Genomic DNA, 21,428 nt, shown 5'->3' with positions numbered 1-21,428 from the left:
TTATTTACTTCTGATTAAATTGCGTAGTTTTTCAATTATTGGAAAACTAATTTTAATCAATATTTGCGGAGTGTATTTGATGGGAATAATTTTAAATTTGTAAGCGGGCAATTCTCCAAATTGTTCTTTGAGTATTTTTTCTACTTTTTTTAATGGATAAGTTTGTAAACCTGAATCCATTTTTCCTTTCGCTTTCAGAAAGAAGTAACGTTTTACTAAAATGTGTTTTAATACTGCATTGTTGATATGACTAACAACATCTTTTTCGTATCCTATTTCCAGCATATATTTTAGAATTTTAGATAGATCAAAAACAAATGCGTCAAAAATGTTATATCCGGAGATACTTGCCATTCTGCATTGCATAAGATATCCTGTTAGTACTGTACCACTTTTTTTATAGCGAATAACATCCACCAATAAAGCATAACCAATTAAATTGGAACCTTTAAACACATTATAAATGACATTGTCGTTATCTTTTTTATTATAAAAAATTACCGATGAAGCTAAAGTTAAGTTGTAATGGTATTGCTTGAAGAGAGAATTGATTTTTATACTTCTATTCTTAATAAACTTGCCTTTTTCTTGTCGTTCATTATTATCTAAATAAAGTATACCTAAATCTGCTTGGTCAATTTTAAGGATTTGTATTATTTCTTGAATTACCCCATCTTGAATAAAATCATCATCCGAAAGTATCCAAACAAATTGGCCGTTTGCTAATTCTTTACATTTTTTGAAATTTCCAAAAAAGCCCGTATTTTCTTTTTGAAAATACGTGATAAAATTTATAGATTGGTATTTTTCTATGGAAGAATTAATGACTTTAGCTGTGTCATCTGATGAATGATTGTCAGATATTATTATTTCAATAATATCCTTAAATTCCAATACCTGTGGTAGTAAAATTGATAATGATTTTTCTAGTGTTTTTGATCTATTCCAAGTTGGAATAGTAATGCTCAATAATATGTTTGGTGAGTTAGCAATCATATTATTTTTCTGAGAAGTAATTAATGGCATTTAACACTCCATTTACCATATTATCAACTTTTGCTTCTGTTTTGACAACTTCTAAAGCCGCTTTTTTAAAATTAACATGCTTGTTAGAATCAATTAAGTAATTGTATAAGGTATTTGCTATTTCTTCGCTTTTATGATTTCCTAAAATAAAGCCATTAATCTCATTTTTAAGATAACAAATTTCAGGAGGGTGATAAGTACTTTCAAATGTTAGGAGCGGACATTCAAAGGCAAATGAATGAATGATTGATAAACCTACCCACCTGGGAATAATCATCATATCTGAACAATAGATCATCTTGCCGGTTATCTCATCGTTATAAATACTTCCATAAAACTTTATTCTTTCTAATTTTTCTTTTTTTACATATTCTTTCATTGGAGTTTCTAATGGTCCACTTCCAATGATATGTAACATTACGTCTGGGCATTTTGTTGAAATTATCGCAAAAACTTCAAGCATTTGCATAGGTTTTTTTGATTCTTCCAGTCGACCCGAAAAAATTAAGTTATATCTGCTTGTGAAATTTATCTCATTCTTAAGACTTGCTCGTCCGATTAATTCAAAGCTGGTTCTTAATTTCTCAAAATGATTAGTGTCAAGCGTGTTATTAGCGACAAATATTTTTTCTTCTTCTTTGTAATTTTTTAGGACTTCTTTGGCCTCATTGGAATACAAAATAATGCCATCAGCCTTCTTAAGCATGAAGTGTCTAAGTTTATCATCAAAGGATCCTGAAGGACGAAAGCCCTTTTCCCTATTCCAACCATGGTACCAGCCGATGAGTTTAAATTTAAAGATTGGACGGAGTAAGTAAAGAATAAAAATATTCAAATTGCCCGGACTATATTGAGTAATGATTATTTTAGGTTTAAATTTAATTAGCATTAAATAAAAACTTGTGATAAAATAGTTTCGTTTACCGGGGAGTATCCAATTTGTTTTTTTAATATAATTTTTATTAGATGGAATTTTACCATTTTTAAGCGAACTTCCTTTTTTAGAATTTCCATAAATGATGTAACATTGTTTGCATCCTTCTAAAATTGCATTAAAAATGGGGATTCTATATTCTGGAATGATTTGTTGGTGAATAAAAACAGAATTAAATTTCATTTAATTTTTTATTAAAAAAATGAGCTTTAAAGGAAGCTAAAATGAATATCAAGAATGTAATGGGAATTAATATTTTGTTACCATGCCTACTTATGAAACGAATATGGTCTAGAATAAAGATTCTGGAATTTCGTTGAAAAAAGCTTTTTATAAATGAATTAAGAGAACTTTTCAAGTAAGAAGTGGAAGCAGAGGTTTGGGCAGCGTAACTATAATTTATAGCCTCCCATGAAATTACGGTACAATATCCTTTTTTACGAGCCCTTAGGCAAAAATCATAGTCTGAGTGATATTGTAAAAATTGCGCATCGAACATTTTAAGTTCTTTTATAATTGAAAAAGGTATCAAGGTTCCACGTCCGGGTAATGCTATTGATTTATAAATTCCAGCTTGTTGTTTTATATCAATTTGCTCGAAAAGTTCATGGTATCTCACAAGTTTCATCCTCCACCATTTTATTTTTTTTATACCTGAAAATAATAATTTGTGTGGATTATTTTCAGTAAGTGAAACCGAACCAATGATACTATTTGAAGGGGATTGATGAATAGCTTTAATCATCTTTTGCAAGTAATCGGATTCAAGTTTAATATCATCATTTAGCGTTAATACAAAATGCGGATTTAATTTATCTGCGTATTTGAAACCTTCATTCATGCTTTTGGTATACCACCAATTGCCATTACCTTTAACAACGTGTATTTGTTTAAATTCTTTTTCTAAAGTTTCCAAAGTTCCGTCTTGTGAACCGTCAACTACCACCACAATCTCAAAAGTATATTGACCATAGTATCCTTTTACCAATAGTTGTTTCAAAAGCTGAATCAACTGTTCTTTTCTATTATAAGTTGGTATTAGTACTACAATTTTTTTCACTAGTTCAGTTAATTATATTTTTCATTCCAAAGTTCAAAACTTAGTAAGACCCATAATCTATGACCATGATTCATTTTGCCGGACCAATGTTCATCTAACAATTTTTTAATTTCTTTTGAATCGAAATATCCTTCTTTATCAATCTTTTCTTTGGAAAAATAGTGTAAGGCAAGTTCTTTTAAATCTTTTTGATTCCAGTCCATTGGTACATCAAATCCTTTTTTGGGTCGGTCGGTTAAATACTTTGGGATATATCTATTGAGTAATTGTCTTAATAAGAATTTATTCTGACCATTTTTTATTTTTTCATTAACGGGTATTGTTCCTGCATATTCAATTAATCGATGATCTAAAAAGGGAACCCTTGCTTCGAGAGAACTAGCCATGGTTGCTCGGTCTGTTTTATTAAGTACAGTTTCGGGTAAATAAAGTTTGGATAGAAGATAATAGGTATAATCAAGCGAATCCATTTTATTTTGTTTGTATTTAGATACTTCACTCGCATAACCAAGTAGTTTGTCAATACTTATTTTTCTTAAATCAAACTCCGAAATATGCCCCATCATATAGGTATAAGATTTTTCCAGAACTTTGGATTCGAACACCTGGGCCATCTTTTTGTACTTGCCGGTCAAGAATCGCGCAGACATTTTAGATAGTAATGAGATTGAATTTAAACTTAACCACTTTTCCTTACTGTACATTTTCCCAATTTTAATAAAGCGGGGATACCCGGCAAAAAATTCATCTGCACCATCGCCGGAAAGCGCTACCGTAATATCTTTTTTAGCGAATTTCGCAAGTAACAATGTAGGTAAAAGTGAGAGGTCCCCAAATGGTTCATCATAATGTTCAGCAACCGTAGAGATGGTATCACTAATATCTTTTTGTTCAAGATAAAGCGTGTGATGATTCAAACCTAAATGTTCAGCTATACTTTTGGCATGTGCCGCTTCGTTCACCTTTTTATCGTCAAACCCAATGGTAAAAGAATTTACCTTAGTTGGTGAAATTTTGGACATAATAGACACAATAAGAGAAGAATCAATGCCTCCGCTAAGAAATGTTCCAACGGGAACGTCAGCAATTAGCATTTGCCGTACGGATTCAGTTAATAAATTATCAATTTCATCTAAATATTCATGGGTTGACTTTAATTGTTTGTTTTGAATATTAACATTTAGTAAATCCCAATAGCTGCTTATTTTGAATGCCCCTTTGTGGTATTCTAAAATAGTTCCGGGTTCTAATTTAAAGGTATTAGTAAAGATTGTTTTAGGGGCAGGTATATTGTGAAGTGAAATGTAAGTGTAAACCGATTCCACATTAATTTCTTTTCTAAATAGTGGAAATTTTAACAAGGGTTTTAATTCAGAAGCAAAAGCCATATTACCATTGTTGTAATAATAATAGAGGGGTTTAATTCCAACTCGATCTCGGGCTAAAATAATTTTTTCTAATTTACTGTCCCAAATTGCTATGGCAAACATCCCATTAAATTTGCTAAAACAATCAATACCCCACTTTTCATATGAATGAACAATAACTTCTGTGTCACCGCTTGTTTTAAAGTGATGTCCATCTCGTATTAATATTTGCCGTAACTCATTGAAGTTATAAATTGCCCCATTAAAAACTACTTGAACAGAATTATCTTCATTGGATAATGGCATATTGGCTCCATCGCTAAGGTCTTTAATTTTTAGTCTTCTCGATGCCAAACCAAGTTTGCCATTCATATAATAGTAACCTTCCGCGTCCGGGCCTCTGTTAATCATTGTTCTATTCATGATTTGCAATTCATCTAAAGAAATAGTTGAATTATCACAAACAATAAACCCGCTTAGTCCACACATTTATTTAATACTTTTTATTAAAGCAGTAAGCCTTTAAATTTCCAAGCAAAATAATACTGCAGGTTAAAGGGAAAAGTAATTTTATACCATAACGCCAGGCTATCCGAAATGAATCTGGTAAATAATTCATGCTGTATGGATTAAATTGACTTTTAATAAAATCAAAAAATGATGATTTGATAAATGAAGCTCCTTTTCCGGTGGTATTTACTATGCTGAATATTTGTGCGTCCCAACTCACAAACATTTTTATGCTATTTGCACTTGCCCTAAATCCTAATTCAATATCAGAGCCATATTGTTTAAAGCCTTCATCATATAAATTAAGAGTGAAAAGTAAATTTGTAGGAATTAATGTCCCTCTTCCGGTAATGGCCAAGGTTGGATAAAGTCCTGTATAATCTTTTGGATTAGCCGTGCCTAATTGCTTTAGATACTTAATGAATTTAAATCGCCACCACTTTATTTCTTTCACTCCGGCATCAAATAACAAATGGGGAGTTTCGTGAGAGAAGCAGATGGAAGAGACGATGGAATCATTTTTTGATTCAGCTGCTTTCACAATATTTTCAATATAGTTTAAACCGAGTATAACATCATCATTTAATAATAGTGTGTACTTTGAGTTAAACCGTTTAGAATAATTAAATCCCTCATTCATACTTTTAGTATACCACCAATTTCCATCACCTTCAACAATATGGACAAAATCAAATTCTTTTTTAAGCAGTTCAAGAGTCCCATCAGTAGAACCGTCAACTACAACGATAATTTCTAAACAATAATTTTGACCGGAAATTTCATTAAGTTGAATTAAAAGTTGTTTTAAGTGTTCTCTTCGATTAAAAGTTGGTATAACGACTGAAATTTTTATCACCTATTTTACTTTTGTGCAATAAAAAAGATATTTATCGCTTTCAGAATGTGGTGTTTTTATTTTTTTATCAAAATAATCACCAACAATATTTTCTGTTGAAATTACGGTTACTTCGAATCCTTCATCTTCTAATTTTCGGGTAATGTCTAAACCGTTCAATCGCATATGCTCATCAATTCCGTATTGTACCTCACGTTCTTTAGCAGTTAAATTTGGAATTTCAAAGGTAACATCCCCGTAAATGGGTAATACCAACAGCAACCATCCTCCCGGCTTTAAAACTTTATTTAATTGTTGAATAGCTATTAAATCTTCATAAATGTGTTCTAATACATGTATACATATTATCCCATCTATACTATTTAAAGGCAAAGTAATGTTTGTAATATCCTGTTTAATTGCATTTTTAAATTTGGTAGGATCAATATCAGCTTGAATATATTCAATATTGCTATAGTGATTAAAAAAATTGGTAATATATTTTTCTGGTGCGAAATGTAAAATTTTTCTTCTTCCTGAAAGCAATTTATCATGATTTTGCTTTAAAAATGCCATGATTAATCGATGACGTATTCCACTTCCGCATTTTGGGCATGAATAATTAGGAGTTGTGTGATCTATATTTTGCCCCTTAATTGAATAACTACCCCCATAAGTTTTAAATTTTTTTAATTTGATAACGCATACAGGACAAGAGTAGTTATTACCTAAATAGAATAAATACTCAATTGATTTAATTTTCTTAAACGTTTTTTTAAAGAGTCTGTATGATTTTAATATTATTTCTTTAATTCCCATTTATTTTTATTGGCATGTTAGCCTTAGCATTCAAATATCTGTTAAATACTTCCGGTAAAAATAAGAAGGCATTAAAAATTGGCTTTAGAAAGAGGGCTTGAGAAAAGGCAAGAATGAGAATAATTAAGATTGAAAAAATTGAATAAGCAGAAGAAAAACCACATAACTTTCCAATTTTCAAAAAAGTGAAATAAATAAAGAAAATGTAGAAAAGTGTAAATGGTAAGCCATAGTTTGCTAGTAGCACGAAAATTCCATTATTACGATGGTCATCATGAGTAAAATCATCTTTAAAGTTGTTTTTAGCACCAGCTCTTCCCATACCAAAAAACGGACTTTTACTGAAGTAAACTAAATCAGCTTGTGCACTCCCAAAACGAGAAGAAGTTGATTCATCTGCTATATCTATATTATTTTCAATTTTTTCTTTTAAAAATGGTATATGTTCATATAAAAATAACGTAGAAGTAATTAAGCCAAATAATAAAAACGAATATAAAACATTTCTCTTAATTAGGTCATAGTTCAAAAATATTAAGAAAATAAAAAATGCTAAATAGCCTGCTGTTGAAAATGTTGTTATGAGACAAATAGTAAAAACAATATTTTTTTTCTTTAATAATTTTTTTTCTTCAATTTGATTAAAAAGTAACGCAATAATTAAAAATACTGCAAATGCTCCAGGCTCCCAAAATGGACCGGGGTTACGTGAATCTATAAATAAAGAATCTTCAAAGTTAAATATCACAATATTAGGGATTGGTAAATAGAAGTCTCCTTCCGCTTTGAAAATTGGCGGAACCAAATTCCCAAGTATGTTTTTATAAAACACACTCATCCCGGGCAAAAAAGACACAGAGTAAAATAAAAGAGATACTATGGAGAAAAAGTAAAGGACTTTTACATATAGTTTTGGGAAATTTTTGCCGGTAATTTGAACTACAAAATAAGCGAGGAGAAGACGAATATAAGACCCTGAAAATGTCCATAAATTAAAACCTCCAAAAGTTGCATATTGAAACGATTCAACTATTAAAAAAATTGCAATAATTAGAGTGAGAGAAGATTCGAATTTTAGGTTAGCTTTAATGAAAAAGAATCCGGAAATTATAAATGCGACAATTATATAATATTGAGATCTATAAAAGTATTCTATTCCGGATACAGCAAGTAACATAAAAACCAAAAAAAGTCCAATTTTCTCATTTTTATTAGATAGTTTCGTTGCTAATCTTGTATTTATTAGCTGATTTTTACTATAATTTAATGTTGTGTTCAACTTTCTTCTCGAACGAATATGCCATCTAATTGCATTAATTCCCCATTTGATTCATTTGTAAAACCACGCTCAACATTATATAATTTGTAATCTTCTTTTATTAACATGGAATAAAGATCGTGAAATAATAATTGTCCATCATAAAGTGGCTTTAACGACATCTCTAGTTGTATAAAATTAATTTTACTCAAGGATTTTTTGGCCCCCTCTAAAACAAAGGACTCATAACCTTGTGTATCAATTTTTAAATAAATATTGCTATTATTTCTATTTATTCGCTCAAAAATATTATCAAGCATTTCCACCTCAATGTTTTCTTGATTTATATATGAAGATGTGGGTTGAGTATTTTTGTGCAAATCTAACATTCCAAGTATTGAATTACTATGCAAGTTTTTTGAAATATTAATAATTGTATTTCTTTTATTATCACCTAATGCAAAATTAAAGGATTCCCAATTACAGTCTAAAGAAGATTTTTTCTCTAATTTTTCATATAATACTTTTATAGGTTCAAAAGAACAAATTTTCCCACGGTAACCACCTTTTCTTGCTTCGTCTCCAAAAGACCCAACATTGGCGCCAACATCAATGATTAAATCAATCTTTTTTTCTTTAAAAAAATTGGACCTTCTCAATAATTCGTTATTGTTGAGATTGTATTTTTTTAACTCTACACCAAAGGGATTAAGCAATTTGTTTATGGTATATAATTTACGCATTAGATATAATTCTTTTTGTAATTTTTTTTATTATTTTCTTTTTATAATAAATTATTTTCAATCCATTCTTTGATAATCGAAATAACGGTTGTAACACTTTTTTATAATTTTCATATTCTTCGAATCCTTGTTTTAATAGGCTTTCAATTTGGTCTTTATCAGTTACACCTTCTCCAAAAATTTTTCCATTTAACCTGTACGCTATGTAATGATTTGCTGTTAAATCTTTTATTGAATTGTTAATCACGGAATTCTCAATTGCTTTTGATATTAGTTTTTTGCCAACAGCATATTTTAAACATTTTTTTAATTCTACCGAAAACGCGTAGAACACATTGAAACTAATATCGGCATAGTTTGTGAGTAATCCTTTGCCGTAAATAATAATTGCATTACCTTTATTAATTAAACTAGTCATGAAAAAAATATAACCAATAAAAGCATTCCCTCTAAATTCTTCTAAGTAATTTGAATCATGCTGTTTGAAATTTAGGAATATAACTGCACTCGTTAAAGTTAATTTGTAATTGTATTTCACAAGCGCCTCGTTAATTGACATAGGTTTGTGAAAATGAATGTATTTAAATTTTTCTTCTTTGACGTATTCACCCCAATCAGACAAAAAAACGAAAGTTGGATGGTCACTAATTAGCCTATTAACAACTTCTCTTACTATACCGTCAACAACATAATCATTATCAGATAGTAACCAAAAATATTTTCCGTTTGCTAATTCTCTACATTTGGTAAAATTACCATAATACCCTGTATTCGTGAGATGTTTAAAATGAATAAAATTAATTTCTGAATAATTTCTTTTATTCTCTTCTATGACTTGAGCTGTTTCATCAGTTGAGCCGTTATCAGAGATGATAAATTGTATCTTATCTTTAAAGGGTAAAATTTGTGGCAATAAATTGTTTAAAGCCAATTTTAAAATTTTAGCCCGATTCCATGTCGGAATTGCAATAGATAGTAAAGGGAGATTGTATTCGAGTTTCAAATTAATATAATATTGTTCTCATTTCATCAGTCATTGTCTGGAGTGGTTTTAATTCTTTTAATTTCGTTACAAAATCAGGATTTGCCAGAATCGCTCTCCCCCAAGTCACCAAATCTAAGTAACCGTCTCTTATTTCTGAATTCGCAGATGCAACACTCAAAGATGCTCCTCCAATAATAGTGTGTTTCCATAACTTTCTAATTTTCCTTATTGATTTGCCGGATGTTTGATGATAGTCAGCATTGGCACAACTTATATCTATTAATCTTAGGCCTAACTTTTCTAGTTCTGAGAATAAATAGTTAATCATATCATCAAGTTCCGGCCATTCGTATAAGCCACCCATCATTCTTGAAGGCGAAAGTCTTAATAATATTTTATTAGGCCCGAATTTCTTTAGAAGCTGTTCTGTTAATTCAAGAGCAATACGACATCTGTTTTCAATACTTCCTCCATATTTATCATTTCTATCATTAATTCTTGAATCTAGAAATTGATCAATTAAATATCCATGTCCCATATGAATTTCAACTCCATCAAAACCTGCGTCAAATGCTTTATCTGCAGAATTCATAAACATATCGTAAATCATTGGAATCTCATCCGTTTTAAGTGCTCTTGGTGTACCGAATGGTTTATTGTTTTGTCTATTTATTCCTTCTGCTGGTTTGTTGGTAGAGCTTACTATGGTTTCTCCATTTGTGAAATCTGAGTGTGAAATTCTACCACAATGCCATAGTTGTGCGAAAATTTTCGTGTTATGGTTGTGCACAGCATCTGTTACTTTTTTCCATTCTTTAGCTTGTTCATTCGTATATAAATGGGGGACTCGATTGTAACCGTCTGCTGATGGATGAATAATAATTCCTTCAGTTATTATTAAGCCAATTCCATCTTTGGCACGTCGTTCATAATACTCCAAAATATCATGAGTGCATAAGTGTTTTTCGCTGGCAAATCCTCTTGTCATTGCTGACATTACTATTCTGTTTTTTAATTGTCCAAGAAAAGGAGAATGATAGTTGTCTAATATTGTATTCATACAAATAAGTTTTTAAAATAAGGGTCATTAATATATTCCGTTAAGGCCTCCTTCCAACAGCGTTGAAATTCCATATTTTCATTTATAAGACGTTCATTGCTAATGATTGCAATGTCAGGTCGAATTGCTTTTTCATTTAGGCCAAGACTTTCTGTTTTTGTAAAAGTCAATTTTATTTTATCTTCAATTTCGAGTTTATTAATTATTATACTTGTTAGTTCGTAAAACGATGCTTTTCCATGTGAAGCCATTCCATAGACTCCATTTTTATTTTGAGCAAGTAACACTAGCGAATTTAACGCTAAATCATTTGTAAATGTTGGTTGCCAAATTCTGTCTCCAATTGAAATCGTACTTTTACCTTCTTTGATGTATTTTGAAATTTCCGGAATAATTTTCCCGACAAAATTCTTATCAACTTTTCGGCCCCCGAAAAACCCTGCCATTCTAATTACAATAGAATCATTTACTTGCTCTCTTATCAGTATTTCAGCTTCCAATTTAAATCTACCATATGCAGAAAGTGGGTTTGGTTTAGTATCTTCATTAATTGGCGTAACTTTACCGTCAAAAATCAGGAAAGATTGAGGATAAATTATTTTTGAATTACATTTATTAGCCAGTTCAATAATATTTTGTGTCCCCCCAACAATGACTTTTTTTGCAAAATCTTGTTCAACTTCACAGTAATCTGCGTTTACTATTGCAGCACAATGAATAATTGAATCCGGTTTTAATTTTTCACAAGATAAAACGGATTTCCTACATGTAACGTCTAATTGTGATTTCTTGTAAGCAAAAACTGTAGTATCAACGCAGTATTTATGAATCATTTCTTGAAAAGCTATACCTAACATACCACCGCTTCCAGTAATGAGAATACTTTTACCTTTTAAGGGAAGTAAAAGTTCAGTTATTTGATTCATGTTCATACTCTTTTCCCTTTAAGTGTTCAATAGTTATTCTCAATGCTTGTTCAAGACTTATGGTTGACCTCCAGCCTAAGGAATTAATTTCATTTATTTGAAAATCAGGATTCATAATTTCATTCTGTCTATATTCTAATTTACCATAATTTAGTTTGGTAGTTGAGTTTGTTAATTTGTGTATTAAGTCAATATAATCTTTTATACTTGTTGATACCCCTGTTCCAATGTTAAAACTATTAAATCCATAAGGAATTTCATTTGTTTTTTCAACGATAATTTCATAAATCTCCGCCGCCTCTCTAATAAAAAGAAAATTCCTTTTTTGTTCACCAGGGCTTAAGTCCAGTTCATTTTCATTTCTTAAAAGTCGTTTTATTATTGAAGGGGTAAATTTACCATTATGGTCATTGGGGCCAAAGATAATGCCAATAATAAGATTAACTATTTTAATCTTTTCGCTGTAATATTTAGCCCATTGTAAGAATTGTTTTTTTGAAATTACATAATCCTGCATTACCCCATAATCTAATGTATAAAACGTATCAGTATTGATGAATACGCTAACTTTATTTTTTAATGCTAGACGTAATAATTTTAGAGGAAAAATTAGATTTGAATCCAGAATTGAAATAGTGTCATCAGATGAATATGATGTAGCCGTATGGATAATCAAATCTATTTCATTTTCCAGAAAAGGAATTTCTAAGGCTATTTCGTCAACGTTATAAAGTATCAATTTCTCCTTAAATGAATTTATCTTATGCAAATTAGATTTGCTCCTTATTAGCCCAATAATTTGATATTTATCACTCAAGGTTTCAGCAATGTGGCTGCCTAAAAAACCGTTAATGCCTGTTATTAAAATTGTTTTTATTTTTTTTGTTTGCAATGGTATTTTATTAAGTGTGAAATTATTTTGACCAAATGCCTTTATCAACTTTAGTAATAATCATATTATATTGTATATGAAATATAATTATTTGAATTAATGCAAAAAATATTGTTGAAAACATAATACCGTTAACGCCAAATTGCTTACCAAAGTAAAGTGCAAGTGGAATATGTACTATTGCAAAAATTACAGATGAATACAATTGTAAGTTTAAACGGCCAACACCATTTAAAAAATAACTATAAATAGCATTCAATGCATTTACAATAATGTAAATGGCCATTGTTAAATAAAGTTCTTTGTTAATGTTAACTTCTTTTCCAATCCAAATTTTTATTATAAAATCTGAGGCAAAATATAGTATAACAGTTAATAGTAACATAATTCCCCAAATTAATTTCAAATTTCTCATCACTTTTTTAATCCAGTCAAAATCATTTCGAGTGAAAGCATCTGTAAAAGCACTCCAATACGGTGTAAGAATAGTTAAGAAAATAATTGTTATTATGCTAAACAATTGAAAAGCTATACTGTAGTCGGTTACAGCTTCAGGCCCAACGATTTGTGTAATAATTAGATTATTGGTTTGATAAAATATGATAGCCGCAATTTGAATTATAAAATATTTAATACCGAGGTTTAGGATTTTTTTAATTTCTATAAATCGTATAAACTTAAAACCCGGTTGAATATTTTTATATTTACTTTTAAATGAAATGAAACTTGCAATTAAAGTTGTAAGTACAGGTAATGCTGTTAAAATAATACCCATATAAAGTAAACTTTCTTTTTTATATTTTGTAAGTAAATAAATTCCGAATACTGCTATAATCCTTCCAATTACATCTAAGAATTGCGCAAATGCAGGCTCTTGATTAGCTAAGGCGATTACAGAAATGAGCTGCGTTACAAATCTTATACAGAAAAAAAGAAATACAAATTGAGCAAGCATTTTTAATTCTTCCTCCATACTTATGGAGGTATTGAGTATTGAGTGCCATTCGATGTATTGATTTGCAATGGTGAATAAAATAAATAATATTCCAAATATTATGGATAGAGCAGCATAAGTAGTACTAATGTATATTTTTGCTTGTGTTTTATTTTCATTAGCCAATGATTCTGCAAGTTTAAATCTTAAACCATTTCCAAGTCCTATATCAAATAAGCTAAACCAATTAAAAATTCCACTTAATGTTATCCATAATCCGTATCGTACGGGGTCTAAATACCCTAAAGTTATTGGCACTAGAAGAAAGCTGATTAATACATTAATTCCTTTCAAACCAAATAAACCAAGTATGTTTAAGAAGGCCTTTGAGGTTCGTTTGGAAAGTTTTAAGGACAATGATTTATTCAATTAATTCGATTTTTAATTAATAAATGCCCTTGGCTAAAAAGCTCTTTTGTCTTAGTTCTCATAAAATATTTTTATTCGCAATCACTTTAAAACATGTCTATTTCTTTTGCGTTCTCCAAATAATTAATCAACACCGCTTTATGTGGTCCTTGATAAACAAACATGGAGCCGGCGGCCAGGGCATGGGCTCCCGCCTGATGTGCGGCTTTTAAATCATCTAATTTACCGGCGCCTCCGCAGGCTATAACCGGTATACTAACGTGCTCGGATATGTGTTTAATTAATTCTAAATCATAACCGGTCATTAGGCCATCATTGGCAATGCTGTTGATCATGATTTCACCGGCGCCTTTTTCAGCGGCTAATTGAGCCAAGGCTAAAATATCGGTATTTACTTTTTTTGTCCCGCTATGGGTGTAAGCAAAAGTTTTGCCCAGCCAGTTTTTATTTACGTCGATAGATACCACTACACTTTGGTTGCCTAGTTCATTGGCTATTTCTGAAATTAAATCCGGATTGGTAGCAAAGGCCGAATTGATAATTACTTTTTCGGCTCCGGCGTTAATTAATGCTTTGGCTGTTTTCACATCTTTTATTCCACCTCCAACGGCAAAGGGCATATAAGCTTCGTCGGCAATATCTTTTACTGTTTTTAAATCTATGCTTCTGTTTTCTTTAGATGCGGTGATGTCTAAAAAAATTAATTCATCACATTCCTTATCATTAAATATTTTAACGGCGTTAATCGGATCACCTATATAATTTGGTTTTTTAAATTGCACGGTTTTTACCAAACCCTGTCCTTTTAATAATAATACGGGTATAACGCGTGGACGAAACATGTTTAAGCGGCAATAAAATTTTGCATGAGTTGTAAACCGGCTCTGTGACTTTTTTCAGGATGAAACTGCACCCCGTAAATATTTTCTTTTTGAAATCCGGAAACAAAATCGTGTCCGTATTGTGTTTCAAACAAAATATCCTGTGTTACATTACAACTTACGTAGTAAGAATGCACAAAATAAAAAGAAGCTTCGTTATTAAGTTCCTTCGCTAAAACAGAATCTTTTTTGTGCGTTACATTATTCCAACCCATGTGCGGAACTTTGAAAGGTTTTTGCAAATCAAATTTTTTGGTTTGCGCATCTATCCATCCCAGTCCGTTAATATTTCCTTCTTCGCTATGTTTGGTCATGAGTTGCATACCCAAGCAAATTGAATGGCGTTTTATCTGTAAAACTTTTGGTAATGTTTCAATAAGTTCAATCCTTTAGGATTTTCCATGCCCTTGAAGTAACGGAGACCGATGCATTCCAATCCATAATTCAAACCAAACACATGTGCATATAATTCGTTCACGTTTTTGGTAACGGCTAATTTTTTGACAATGGTATTTTTTTCATTAGTAGGAACATTCTCGATATCATACCCCTTTTCAACTTCATGCCATAGCTTACAATTTATCTCTGCTAATTGTGATATCACATCCCCAATATTACCTTTAATCTCGGCTACACTGTTGCCTTCTTTCTTATAGATCTTATTTGACGCAAACACAAGTCGCTCCAAAGGAATATTTCCATGCGTCGCGTTAAAAAACAAATTCATCAATTTCTTCTTGCAATTGTTTAGCCTGCGTACCTAAACTTTTTAACCGTTCTTCCGATTCTGTGTGGTATTGTTTAAGTTTTAAAATTGTTAGCTTATCACAAAGCATTCCTAAAGTTTCTGCCATATTTACTAATTTTATTTAATCATTAATTCAGCTAGTTTACTTATATCAACTTTCGGTTTCCAACCTAACTCTTTAATAAGTGAAGGGTCGCTTATAAGATTTTTATACTCAGCCTTAAACGACTCTTTCAGAACTACAAAATTTTTCCAATCCTTTTTCATCAGTCCAAAACAACAATCTAACCAATCCTCTATGCTATAAGATACGCCTGATCCAATTACCGCCTCATACACCTTTGTTTGGTTGACTAATAGCCATATAGCGTCCATCATGTCACCCGCAAAATTAAATTCCTTTTTTACGCTAATGTCCCCTAACTCAATTTTCTCATCACTTCCTTTGGCTATTCGCTGAACCGCTAATGCAATCTTTTGATTTACATGCCTTTCAGTCCTTAAAGGACTGTCATGATTAAAAAAATATCCAACATATGCTTTAAGACCGAAAGTGTTTTTATAATATCTTGCCGCCATTACTGAATGGATTCTGCTAACCGCGTATGGATTTATGGGGGCAAATGGTGTTTTCTCACTAATTGAAACTCCGCTATTCTCAAATTGAACAGCACTTCCAGAAATAAAGACTCTCGTATTCAAAGAATATAACCTAGTTGTTTCTAAAATATTCAATGTGCCAGTTGAAATTGCTGCGTGGTTTTGCCATAACGCATCATGGTGCGTTGTAGAGTTAGCCGCTAAATGAAAAACATACGATGGTTTATTGAGTTTTATAAGATTTTCCACAAAACCATAATCAGACACATCTCCTTGAACCCAATCACCTTTGCTACGTGAGACGCCGATTACATTCAAATCCATTGAATTTAGCAAAGTCTTTAAATAATAACCGTCTTGACCATTAATTCCAAAAATTATTACATTTTCCATAGCGCCTAAGAATTTAAAAACTTCCCGATTTTCTATACAATTTCAATTTCCGGTAATGGAAAAATAAATTTACCCCCATTTGCCAAAAAATCTTGTTCTCTCTCAAGTATATTATGTTTAAAATGCCATGGAAGAACTAAAAAATAATCGGGCTTCATTGTTTTTGCTTCAGTTTCAGAAATTATTGGAATATGTGTGCCTGGTGTAAAGCTTCCAAATTTATCCTTATTTACTTCGGCAATATAAGGTATTTGCTTTGGTGTGAAATTACAAAACTGTAAAAGTACATTCCCCTTTGTAGATGCGCCATAGCCAAACACTTTCTTTCCGTCAGATACTAACGCGTCAATTAACTCTATGAGATTTTTACGATGCTTAAAAACCCTTTCTTCAAAATCTCTATATGGCTTAGGTGTATCTAAGCCCATATCATCCTCTTGTTTGATCATCCAATTTATAATTGGGTTATTAGATTTAAATTCGGCATTTTTTTTACAAGCAGTCACAGAAAAACTTCCACCATTAATTGCATTCATTTGAACATCTACCACACGTAACCCACATCTTTCAACCAAATTCTTTACAACTTTAAAGGAATAAAACTCTAAGTGCTCGTGACATATCGTATCGTATGAGTTTGTTCGAAGCATAGAAGGCATGTAGCTCTGTTCAAAATGCCAAATTCCATCATCTGTCAAACAATCTGCAATGTTTTCAATAAAATTCATTGGATCCTCTAGATCATAGAACATTGCTATTGAAGTGATAATTTTAGCTTTCTTATTTGGATATTCCTTTTGAAAGGATTCTGCAGAAAAAAAGTAGGTATTAGTTTTATGTTATCTTTATAATATTCTTTGAATTTTAATCCGGTTGGATCAATTCCTACTTTTAGATGTTTGCCAGAATAAGCCTTAAGTGTTGTTGCATCGTTACTACCTATGTCTATAACTAAGTCACTTTCACTTAACTTAACCATCTTTTCTAATGTATTTACCTTATGTGTCAAATGTTTTACCATTGATGAATTTAGACCTGATCTATAACCATAATTATCGCCATACATCTCATCTAAACTATATGTTTGCTTCATTTGAAGCAGACCACTATCAGGACACCAAACAAGTTCTAATGGTCCCTTAGTAATTGTTTCTTCCTTAGTTTTAGGAAAAACCCCAGTGAGGTATTGTTCTCCTAACGACAAGACTTTAATCAAGTTTTTACTTTCGGAAATTCTACATTGTTTTATTTCTGTATACATTTTTTAAATCTATGCTTCTGTTTTCTTTAGATGCGGTGATGTCTAAAAAAATTAATTCATCACATTCCTTATCATTAAATATTTTAACGGCGTTAATGGGGTCGCCAATGTAATTTGGTTTTTTAAATTGCACGGTTTTTACCAAACCCTGTCCTTTTAATAATAATACGGGTATAACGCGTGGACGAAACATGTTTAAGCGGCAATAAAATTTTGCATGAGTTGTAAACCGGCTCTGTGACTTTTTCAGGATGAAACTGCACCCCGTAAATATTTTTCTTTGAAATCCGGAAACAAAATCGTGTCCGTATTGTGTTTCAAACAAAATATCCTGTGTTACATTACAACTTACGTAGTAAGAATGCACAAAATAAAAAGAAGCTTCGTTATTAAGTTCCTTCGCTAAAACAGAATTTTTTTTGTGCGTTACATTATTCCAACCCATGTGCGGAACTTTGAAAGGTTTTTGCAAATCAAATTTTTTGGTTTGCGCATCTATCCATCCCAGTCCGTTAATATTTCCTTCTTCGCTATGTTTGGTCATGAGTTGCATACCCAAGCAAATACCGAGTATAGGCGTTTTATCTTGTAAAACTTTTTGGTTTAATGTTTCAATTAAATTCAATTCCTTTAATTTTTCCATGCCCTTGGCAAAATGTCCAACGCCGGGCAGGATGAGTTTTTCGGCTTGTGCAATTTTATCAATGTCGGATGTAATGCATACCTCTTGGTTCAGGCGTAAAAATATTTTTTCTACCGATCTTAAATTGCCTAAGCCGTAATTGATGAGGGTGATCATTTATAAAGTATGGTTGAAGAAATAGATCACAAGTGATTTAAATATTCACTAGTAGTTTTAATAATGCTTTGTTTTATATCAGTCCAGTTTTGTTTGATAATCCAGTTGATTTCAGGTTCAAGGTCGGCATCATCAAACCAAGTGAGGCTTTTAAGAACTAAAAATTCGGATGCTTCCGGATATTTTTCTTTATAAAATTTAATCATTTCTGCTAAAGTAAATTCATTCAGTAAAAAGTAAAGGTCAGCAAAATCTTTTTTACTCCCTCTACCGGCAATGGCATTCAATTTCATGGCAGCAATATCTTTTTTACCGGCTAATCGAATGCCTTCAATATTCAAAGTTGTGTCAATCCATTTATACGGATAGTTTACTATATCAACTTTTATTCCGTTAATGGTATAAATTTTAATATTTTTACTTTTATTGAGGAGGGTAACTGAACCCAAGTTTTGGATTACATCATTTAATTCAAATTCTGATAATTCTGTTTTTCCGAACAAGTCTATATCAACCGAAATGCGGTGACCCAATTGTAAGGCAAGAGATGTTCCACCAACCAAATAAAGTTCCTCAAAGCCCGGAATCTTCATTAGATTTTTTAGTAATTCAAATAATTGTGTGCTGACCGTTTGTTTTTGTAACACGCAAATTTTTCTTTTTCAATTTCAAATATGGTTGAGAGAAATATAGCACTCAACAAACTGAGGTTATTAAGTTGCAAAGCTGTATCAATTATTTTTTGTTTCCCATAATAGGATAACAGCCATTTCCAATCGTTGATTAAGCCATAATCCAATACTCGTTCAATAATAACATGTTCTGATTTGTCCGCTGAAAGTGAATTTATGTCGTAATCCCAGAACAAATGCGGCGATAAATCACTTAATTTATTTTGCTTTTTATTTGACATTACCCTAAATTCAAATCTAAAGAATTGTGTATGGAGTATTTGTAGATTTTATTCACCACGCGTAAAAATATTTTTTCTACCGATCTTAAATTGCCTAAGCCGTAATTGATGAGGGTGATCATTTCAAATTTTTAAATGCACCTTGATGGTGGCTCGATAGTTGTTTAAATGCTTGGTTCAATTAGTTTTTTTGAATTTTTTCTTCCCATTGTATAGCTTCGCTATCCTCAGTCCCATCAAGGTCTGCGTATCTGTTTCTTTTTCAGGGAAATAACAGTAAAAACCAATTAAAAATCAGGCTCCGGACGGAGCAAAAAGTAAGTTATTAAATAGAATGAAGTCTTTAAAGTAAATTAAAGTTCTGTAATTCAGACCTTTGTGTTTTTTTCCGGACTCAAAATAATCCGTTTTCATGGCGTTCATTTTACCCTGCGAAGATAACTAAAATAATTGCTAAAATCAAGGGTTTTCAACAGCTTATTAACACCGTTTGTAACAAAATTGTCGTTCTTTTTTTGTCTGATTTACATCAATTTTCCCAATGTCTTTTCTTTCTTGCCAATTTATTATTGTAATTTGTAACTATGCACATGCGGGTAATTTTTTTTCTTTTGCTTTCATCTTCCTTTTTTGCTCAACCTCATGAAATAGATTCTTTAAAAGCCGTAATACAAAAGCAAAAAGCGGATAGTAATTTGGTTAATCAATATCATGTACTTGCGTCTAAATATTTTTTTGTTGAACGGGATTCGGCCATGCACTATATCTTAAAATCAAAACTTCTCGCTGAAAAATTAAATTATAAGCGAGGCCTGTCAAACGCGTTTTTTCAATTGGGATATGCCGATTATCAAAATGGAAATTTTTTTAAAACCATTGAGCATTGGAATGCCAGTTTAGCATTAAAAAATCAAATGAATGATAAGTCTGGGGTAGCCAAAGTGCTGGGAAGTTTAGGTGCCGTATACATTTCACAGAGTAATTTTCCGAAGGCCTTGGAACTTTGTAATAAAGCATTATTTATTTATGATTCCATTCAGGATCAAGCGGGCAGTGTTTACCAATTGGGCAATATTGCAATTATACATCAATACAATAAAGATTATAATAAGGCCATTGAAACCTATAAACGAGTAGTGGATATATGCCTTAAACTGAATGATGAGAGAGGATTGGCATTGCAATACGGTAATTTGGGCTCAGCTTATCATGCAATGAAAGAATTTACAACGGCCATCGAATACGTAGAGCAAGCTTTAAGCTTATTTGATAAAATGTCAGATATGGAGCATCAGGCCCTTATGCTAACCACCCTTGGCGCCTGTTATGAAAATCTGGGTGAACTCGATAAGGCCATGGATTACCATTTTAAAAGCATAGCCATTGCCGAAAAAAACAATTATCAAATGGCTTTAGGATTGGCTTATTTTAATATGGGAAATATTGAATTGAAACAAAAAAAATATAAGGACGCGCAAAACCATTTGGCCAAATGTTTAAGTTTTGCAAAAAGCGGTGGTAATTTAGAACAGCAAAGCAATGTACATAAAAGCCTGAGTTTTTTAGATTCTTTACAAGGAAACTTCAAAGGGGCGTTTTTAAATCACCGACTTTATAAAATATTAGAAGATTCAATTTACAACGAAAACAAACGGAAAGATTTGACCCGAATAGAATTGAATTATGAGTTTCAGAAAAAGGAAATGGCAAATAAAGCGGAACAAGACCTCAAAGACGCGGTTTACGTTGCAGAACATAAAAAGCAAAAAATGATTCTTGCTTTGGTGAGCGGGATTTTATTCATTCTGGGTTTATTTGCAATTTTCATTTTTCGATCTTTAAAAACAACGCGCAAACAAAAAATGGCTATTGAAGTAAAAAACAAAGAAACAGAGCTCCAGAAAAAAATTATCGAAGAAAAAAACAAAGATATAACCGATAGCATTATTTATGCCAAACGTATACAAAAAGCCATGATGCCCAATGATGTATTGATTCAAAAAAATCTAATAAAACTCAAAAAGAATGGATAATAAATGATATTGCGCATTGCAA

Annotated in this window: 22 protein-coding genes and 2 pseudogenes; 1 reads left to right on the top strand and 23 read right to left on the bottom strand. The window is 31.4% G+C overall.

Features of this window, described 5'->3' with window-relative positions; translation table 11 throughout:
- The 23 genes and pseudogenes from IPM51_11545 to IPM51_11435 all read right to left on the bottom strand — a co-directional run bounded on the left by IPM51_11545 (position 1) and on the right by IPM51_11435 (position 19,373).
- Entirely contained in the window at positions 1–1,026 is a 1,026-nt protein-coding gene (locus IPM51_11545) for a glycosyltransferase family 2 protein (GenBank protein ID MBK9284930.1), read from the bottom strand.
- Positions 998–2,143, bottom strand: a complete 1,146-nt coding sequence (locus IPM51_11540) for a glycosyltransferase (GenBank protein MBK9284929.1) — start codon at positions 2,141–2,143, stop codon at positions 998–1,000. The genes IPM51_11545 and IPM51_11540 overlap by 29 nt, the downstream gene beginning before the upstream one ends.
- Positions 2,133–3,020, bottom strand: coding sequence for a glycosyltransferase family 2 protein (locus tag IPM51_11535; protein ID MBK9284928.1), 888 nt, complete (start codon positions 3,018–3,020; stop codon positions 2,133–2,135). The genes IPM51_11540 and IPM51_11535 overlap by 11 nt, the downstream gene beginning before the upstream one ends.
- Positions 3,021–3,028: 8 nt before the next feature.
- Positions 3,029–4,876: an asparagine synthase (glutamine-hydrolyzing) gene (gene asnB, locus IPM51_11530; GenBank protein ID MBK9284927.1), complete on the bottom strand. Its 1,848-nt coding sequence runs from the start codon at positions 4,874–4,876 to the stop codon at positions 3,029–3,031.
- Positions 4,877–4,880: 4 nt separating this feature from the next.
- Complete coding sequence (locus IPM51_11525) at positions 4,881–5,753, bottom strand: glycosyltransferase family 2 protein (GenBank protein MBK9284926.1); 873 nt, start codon at positions 5,751–5,753, stop codon at positions 4,881–4,883.
- Complete coding sequence (locus IPM51_11520; GenBank protein MBK9284925.1) at positions 5,754–6,551, bottom strand: methyltransferase domain-containing protein; 798 nt, start codon at positions 6,549–6,551, stop codon at positions 5,754–5,756.
- Positions 6,541–7,830 (bottom strand): O-antigen ligase family protein, encoded by a 1,290-nt coding sequence (locus IPM51_11515; GenBank protein ID MBK9284924.1) that lies wholly within the window; start codon positions 7,828–7,830, stop codon positions 6,541–6,543. Before IPM51_11515 ends, IPM51_11520 begins: the two co-directional genes overlap by 11 nt.
- The gene (locus IPM51_11510; protein MBK9284923.1) at positions 7,827–8,552 is read right to left on the bottom strand and encodes an FkbM family methyltransferase; all 726 of its coding nucleotides are present in this window, start codon (positions 8,550–8,552) and stop codon (positions 7,827–7,829) included. Before IPM51_11510 ends, IPM51_11515 begins: the two co-directional genes overlap by 4 nt.
- Positions 8,545–9,555: a glycosyltransferase family 2 protein gene (locus IPM51_11505; protein ID MBK9284922.1), complete on the bottom strand. Its 1,011-nt coding sequence runs from the start codon at positions 9,553–9,555 to the stop codon at positions 8,545–8,547. Before IPM51_11505 ends, IPM51_11510 begins: the two co-directional genes overlap by 8 nt.
- Before the next feature lies 1 nt (position 9,556).
- Positions 9,557–10,597 carry an alkene reductase gene (locus IPM51_11500; GenBank protein MBK9284921.1) on the bottom strand — a complete coding sequence of 347 codons (1,041 nt, stop codon included), beginning with the start codon at positions 10,595–10,597 and terminating at the stop codon, positions 9,557–9,559.
- On the bottom strand, positions 10,594–11,523 hold the full coding sequence (locus IPM51_11495) for an NAD(P)-dependent oxidoreductase (protein MBK9284920.1): 930 nt from the start codon (positions 11,521–11,523) through the stop codon (positions 10,594–10,596). The genes IPM51_11500 and IPM51_11495 overlap by 4 nt, the downstream gene beginning before the upstream one ends.
- Positions 11,507–12,463: an NAD(P)-dependent oxidoreductase gene (locus tag IPM51_11490; GenBank protein MBK9284919.1), complete on the bottom strand. Its 957-nt coding sequence runs from the start codon at positions 12,461–12,463 to the stop codon at positions 11,507–11,509. Before IPM51_11490 ends, IPM51_11495 begins: the two co-directional genes overlap by 17 nt.
- Positions 12,438–13,778, bottom strand: a complete 1,341-nt coding sequence (locus IPM51_11485) for an oligosaccharide flippase family protein (GenBank protein MBK9284918.1) — start codon at positions 13,776–13,778, stop codon at positions 12,438–12,440. The genes IPM51_11490 and IPM51_11485 overlap by 26 nt, the downstream gene beginning before the upstream one ends.
- Before the next feature lie 86 nt (positions 13,779–13,864).
- Positions 13,865–14,620, bottom strand: a complete 756-nt coding sequence (hisF, locus tag IPM51_11480; protein ID MBK9284917.1) for an imidazole glycerol phosphate synthase subunit HisF — start codon at positions 14,618–14,620, stop codon at positions 13,865–13,867.
- A gap of 2 nt (positions 14,621–14,622) precedes the next feature.
- Positions 14,623–14,973: an imidazole glycerol phosphate synthase subunit HisH gene (gene hisH / locus IPM51_11475; GenBank protein ID MBK9284916.1), complete on the bottom strand. Its 351-nt coding sequence runs from the start codon at positions 14,971–14,973 to the stop codon at positions 14,623–14,625.
- Positions 14,974–15,005: 32 nt separating this feature from the next.
- Entirely contained in the window at positions 15,006–15,386 is a 381-nt protein-coding gene (locus IPM51_11470; protein MBK9284915.1) for a hypothetical protein, read from the bottom strand.
- The gene (locus IPM51_11465) at positions 15,370–15,513 is read right to left on the bottom strand and encodes a hypothetical protein (protein ID MBK9284914.1); all 144 of its coding nucleotides are present in this window, start codon (positions 15,511–15,513) and stop codon (positions 15,370–15,372) included. The genes IPM51_11470 and IPM51_11465 overlap by 17 nt, the downstream gene beginning before the upstream one ends.
- Before the next feature lie 11 nt (positions 15,514–15,524).
- Positions 15,525–16,400: a GDP-mannose 4,6-dehydratase gene (locus IPM51_11460; protein MBK9284913.1), complete on the bottom strand. Its 876-nt coding sequence runs from the start codon at positions 16,398–16,400 to the stop codon at positions 15,525–15,527.
- A gap of 32 nt (positions 16,401–16,432) precedes the next feature.
- Positions 16,433–17,661, bottom strand: a pseudogene (locus IPM51_11455) (class I SAM-dependent methyltransferase).
- Positions 17,636–17,854 (bottom strand): hypothetical protein, encoded by a 219-nt coding sequence (locus IPM51_11450; GenBank protein MBK9284912.1) that lies wholly within the window; start codon positions 17,852–17,854, stop codon positions 17,636–17,638. The pseudogene IPM51_11455 and the gene IPM51_11450 overlap by 26 nt, the downstream one beginning before the upstream one ends.
- A gap of 2 nt (positions 17,855–17,856) precedes the next feature.
- Positions 17,857–18,460: pseudogene (hisH, locus tag IPM51_11445) on the bottom strand (imidazole glycerol phosphate synthase subunit HisH).
- Between the two features lie 26 nt (positions 18,461–18,486).
- The gene (locus tag IPM51_11440; GenBank protein ID MBK9284911.1) at positions 18,487–19,053 is read right to left on the bottom strand and encodes a nucleotidyl transferase AbiEii/AbiGii toxin family protein; all 567 of its coding nucleotides are present in this window, start codon (positions 19,051–19,053) and stop codon (positions 18,487–18,489) included.
- A gap of 8 nt (positions 19,054–19,061) precedes the next feature.
- Positions 19,062–19,373: a hypothetical protein gene (locus IPM51_11435; GenBank protein ID MBK9284910.1), complete on the bottom strand. Its 312-nt coding sequence runs from the start codon at positions 19,371–19,373 to the stop codon at positions 19,062–19,064.
- A 590-nt stretch (positions 19,374–19,963) separates the two neighbouring features.
- Here IPM51_11435 and IPM51_11430 point away from each other — a divergent pair.
- Positions 19,964–21,406 carry a tetratricopeptide repeat protein gene (locus tag IPM51_11430; GenBank protein MBK9284909.1) on the top strand — a complete coding sequence of 481 codons (1,443 nt, stop codon included), beginning with the start codon at positions 19,964–19,966 and terminating at the stop codon, positions 21,404–21,406.
- Positions 21,407–21,428: the final 22 nt, after the last annotated feature.

The sequence above is a fragment of the Sphingobacteriaceae bacterium genome, from assembly GCA_016715905.1.
In the GTDB taxonomy this organism is placed as follows: domain Bacteria; phylum Bacteroidota; class Bacteroidia; order B-17B0; family Aurantibacillaceae; genus Aurantibacillus.
The sequence above is the reverse complement of the archived record's forward strand: the minus strand, read 5'-3'. Positions and strand labels throughout refer to the sequence as shown.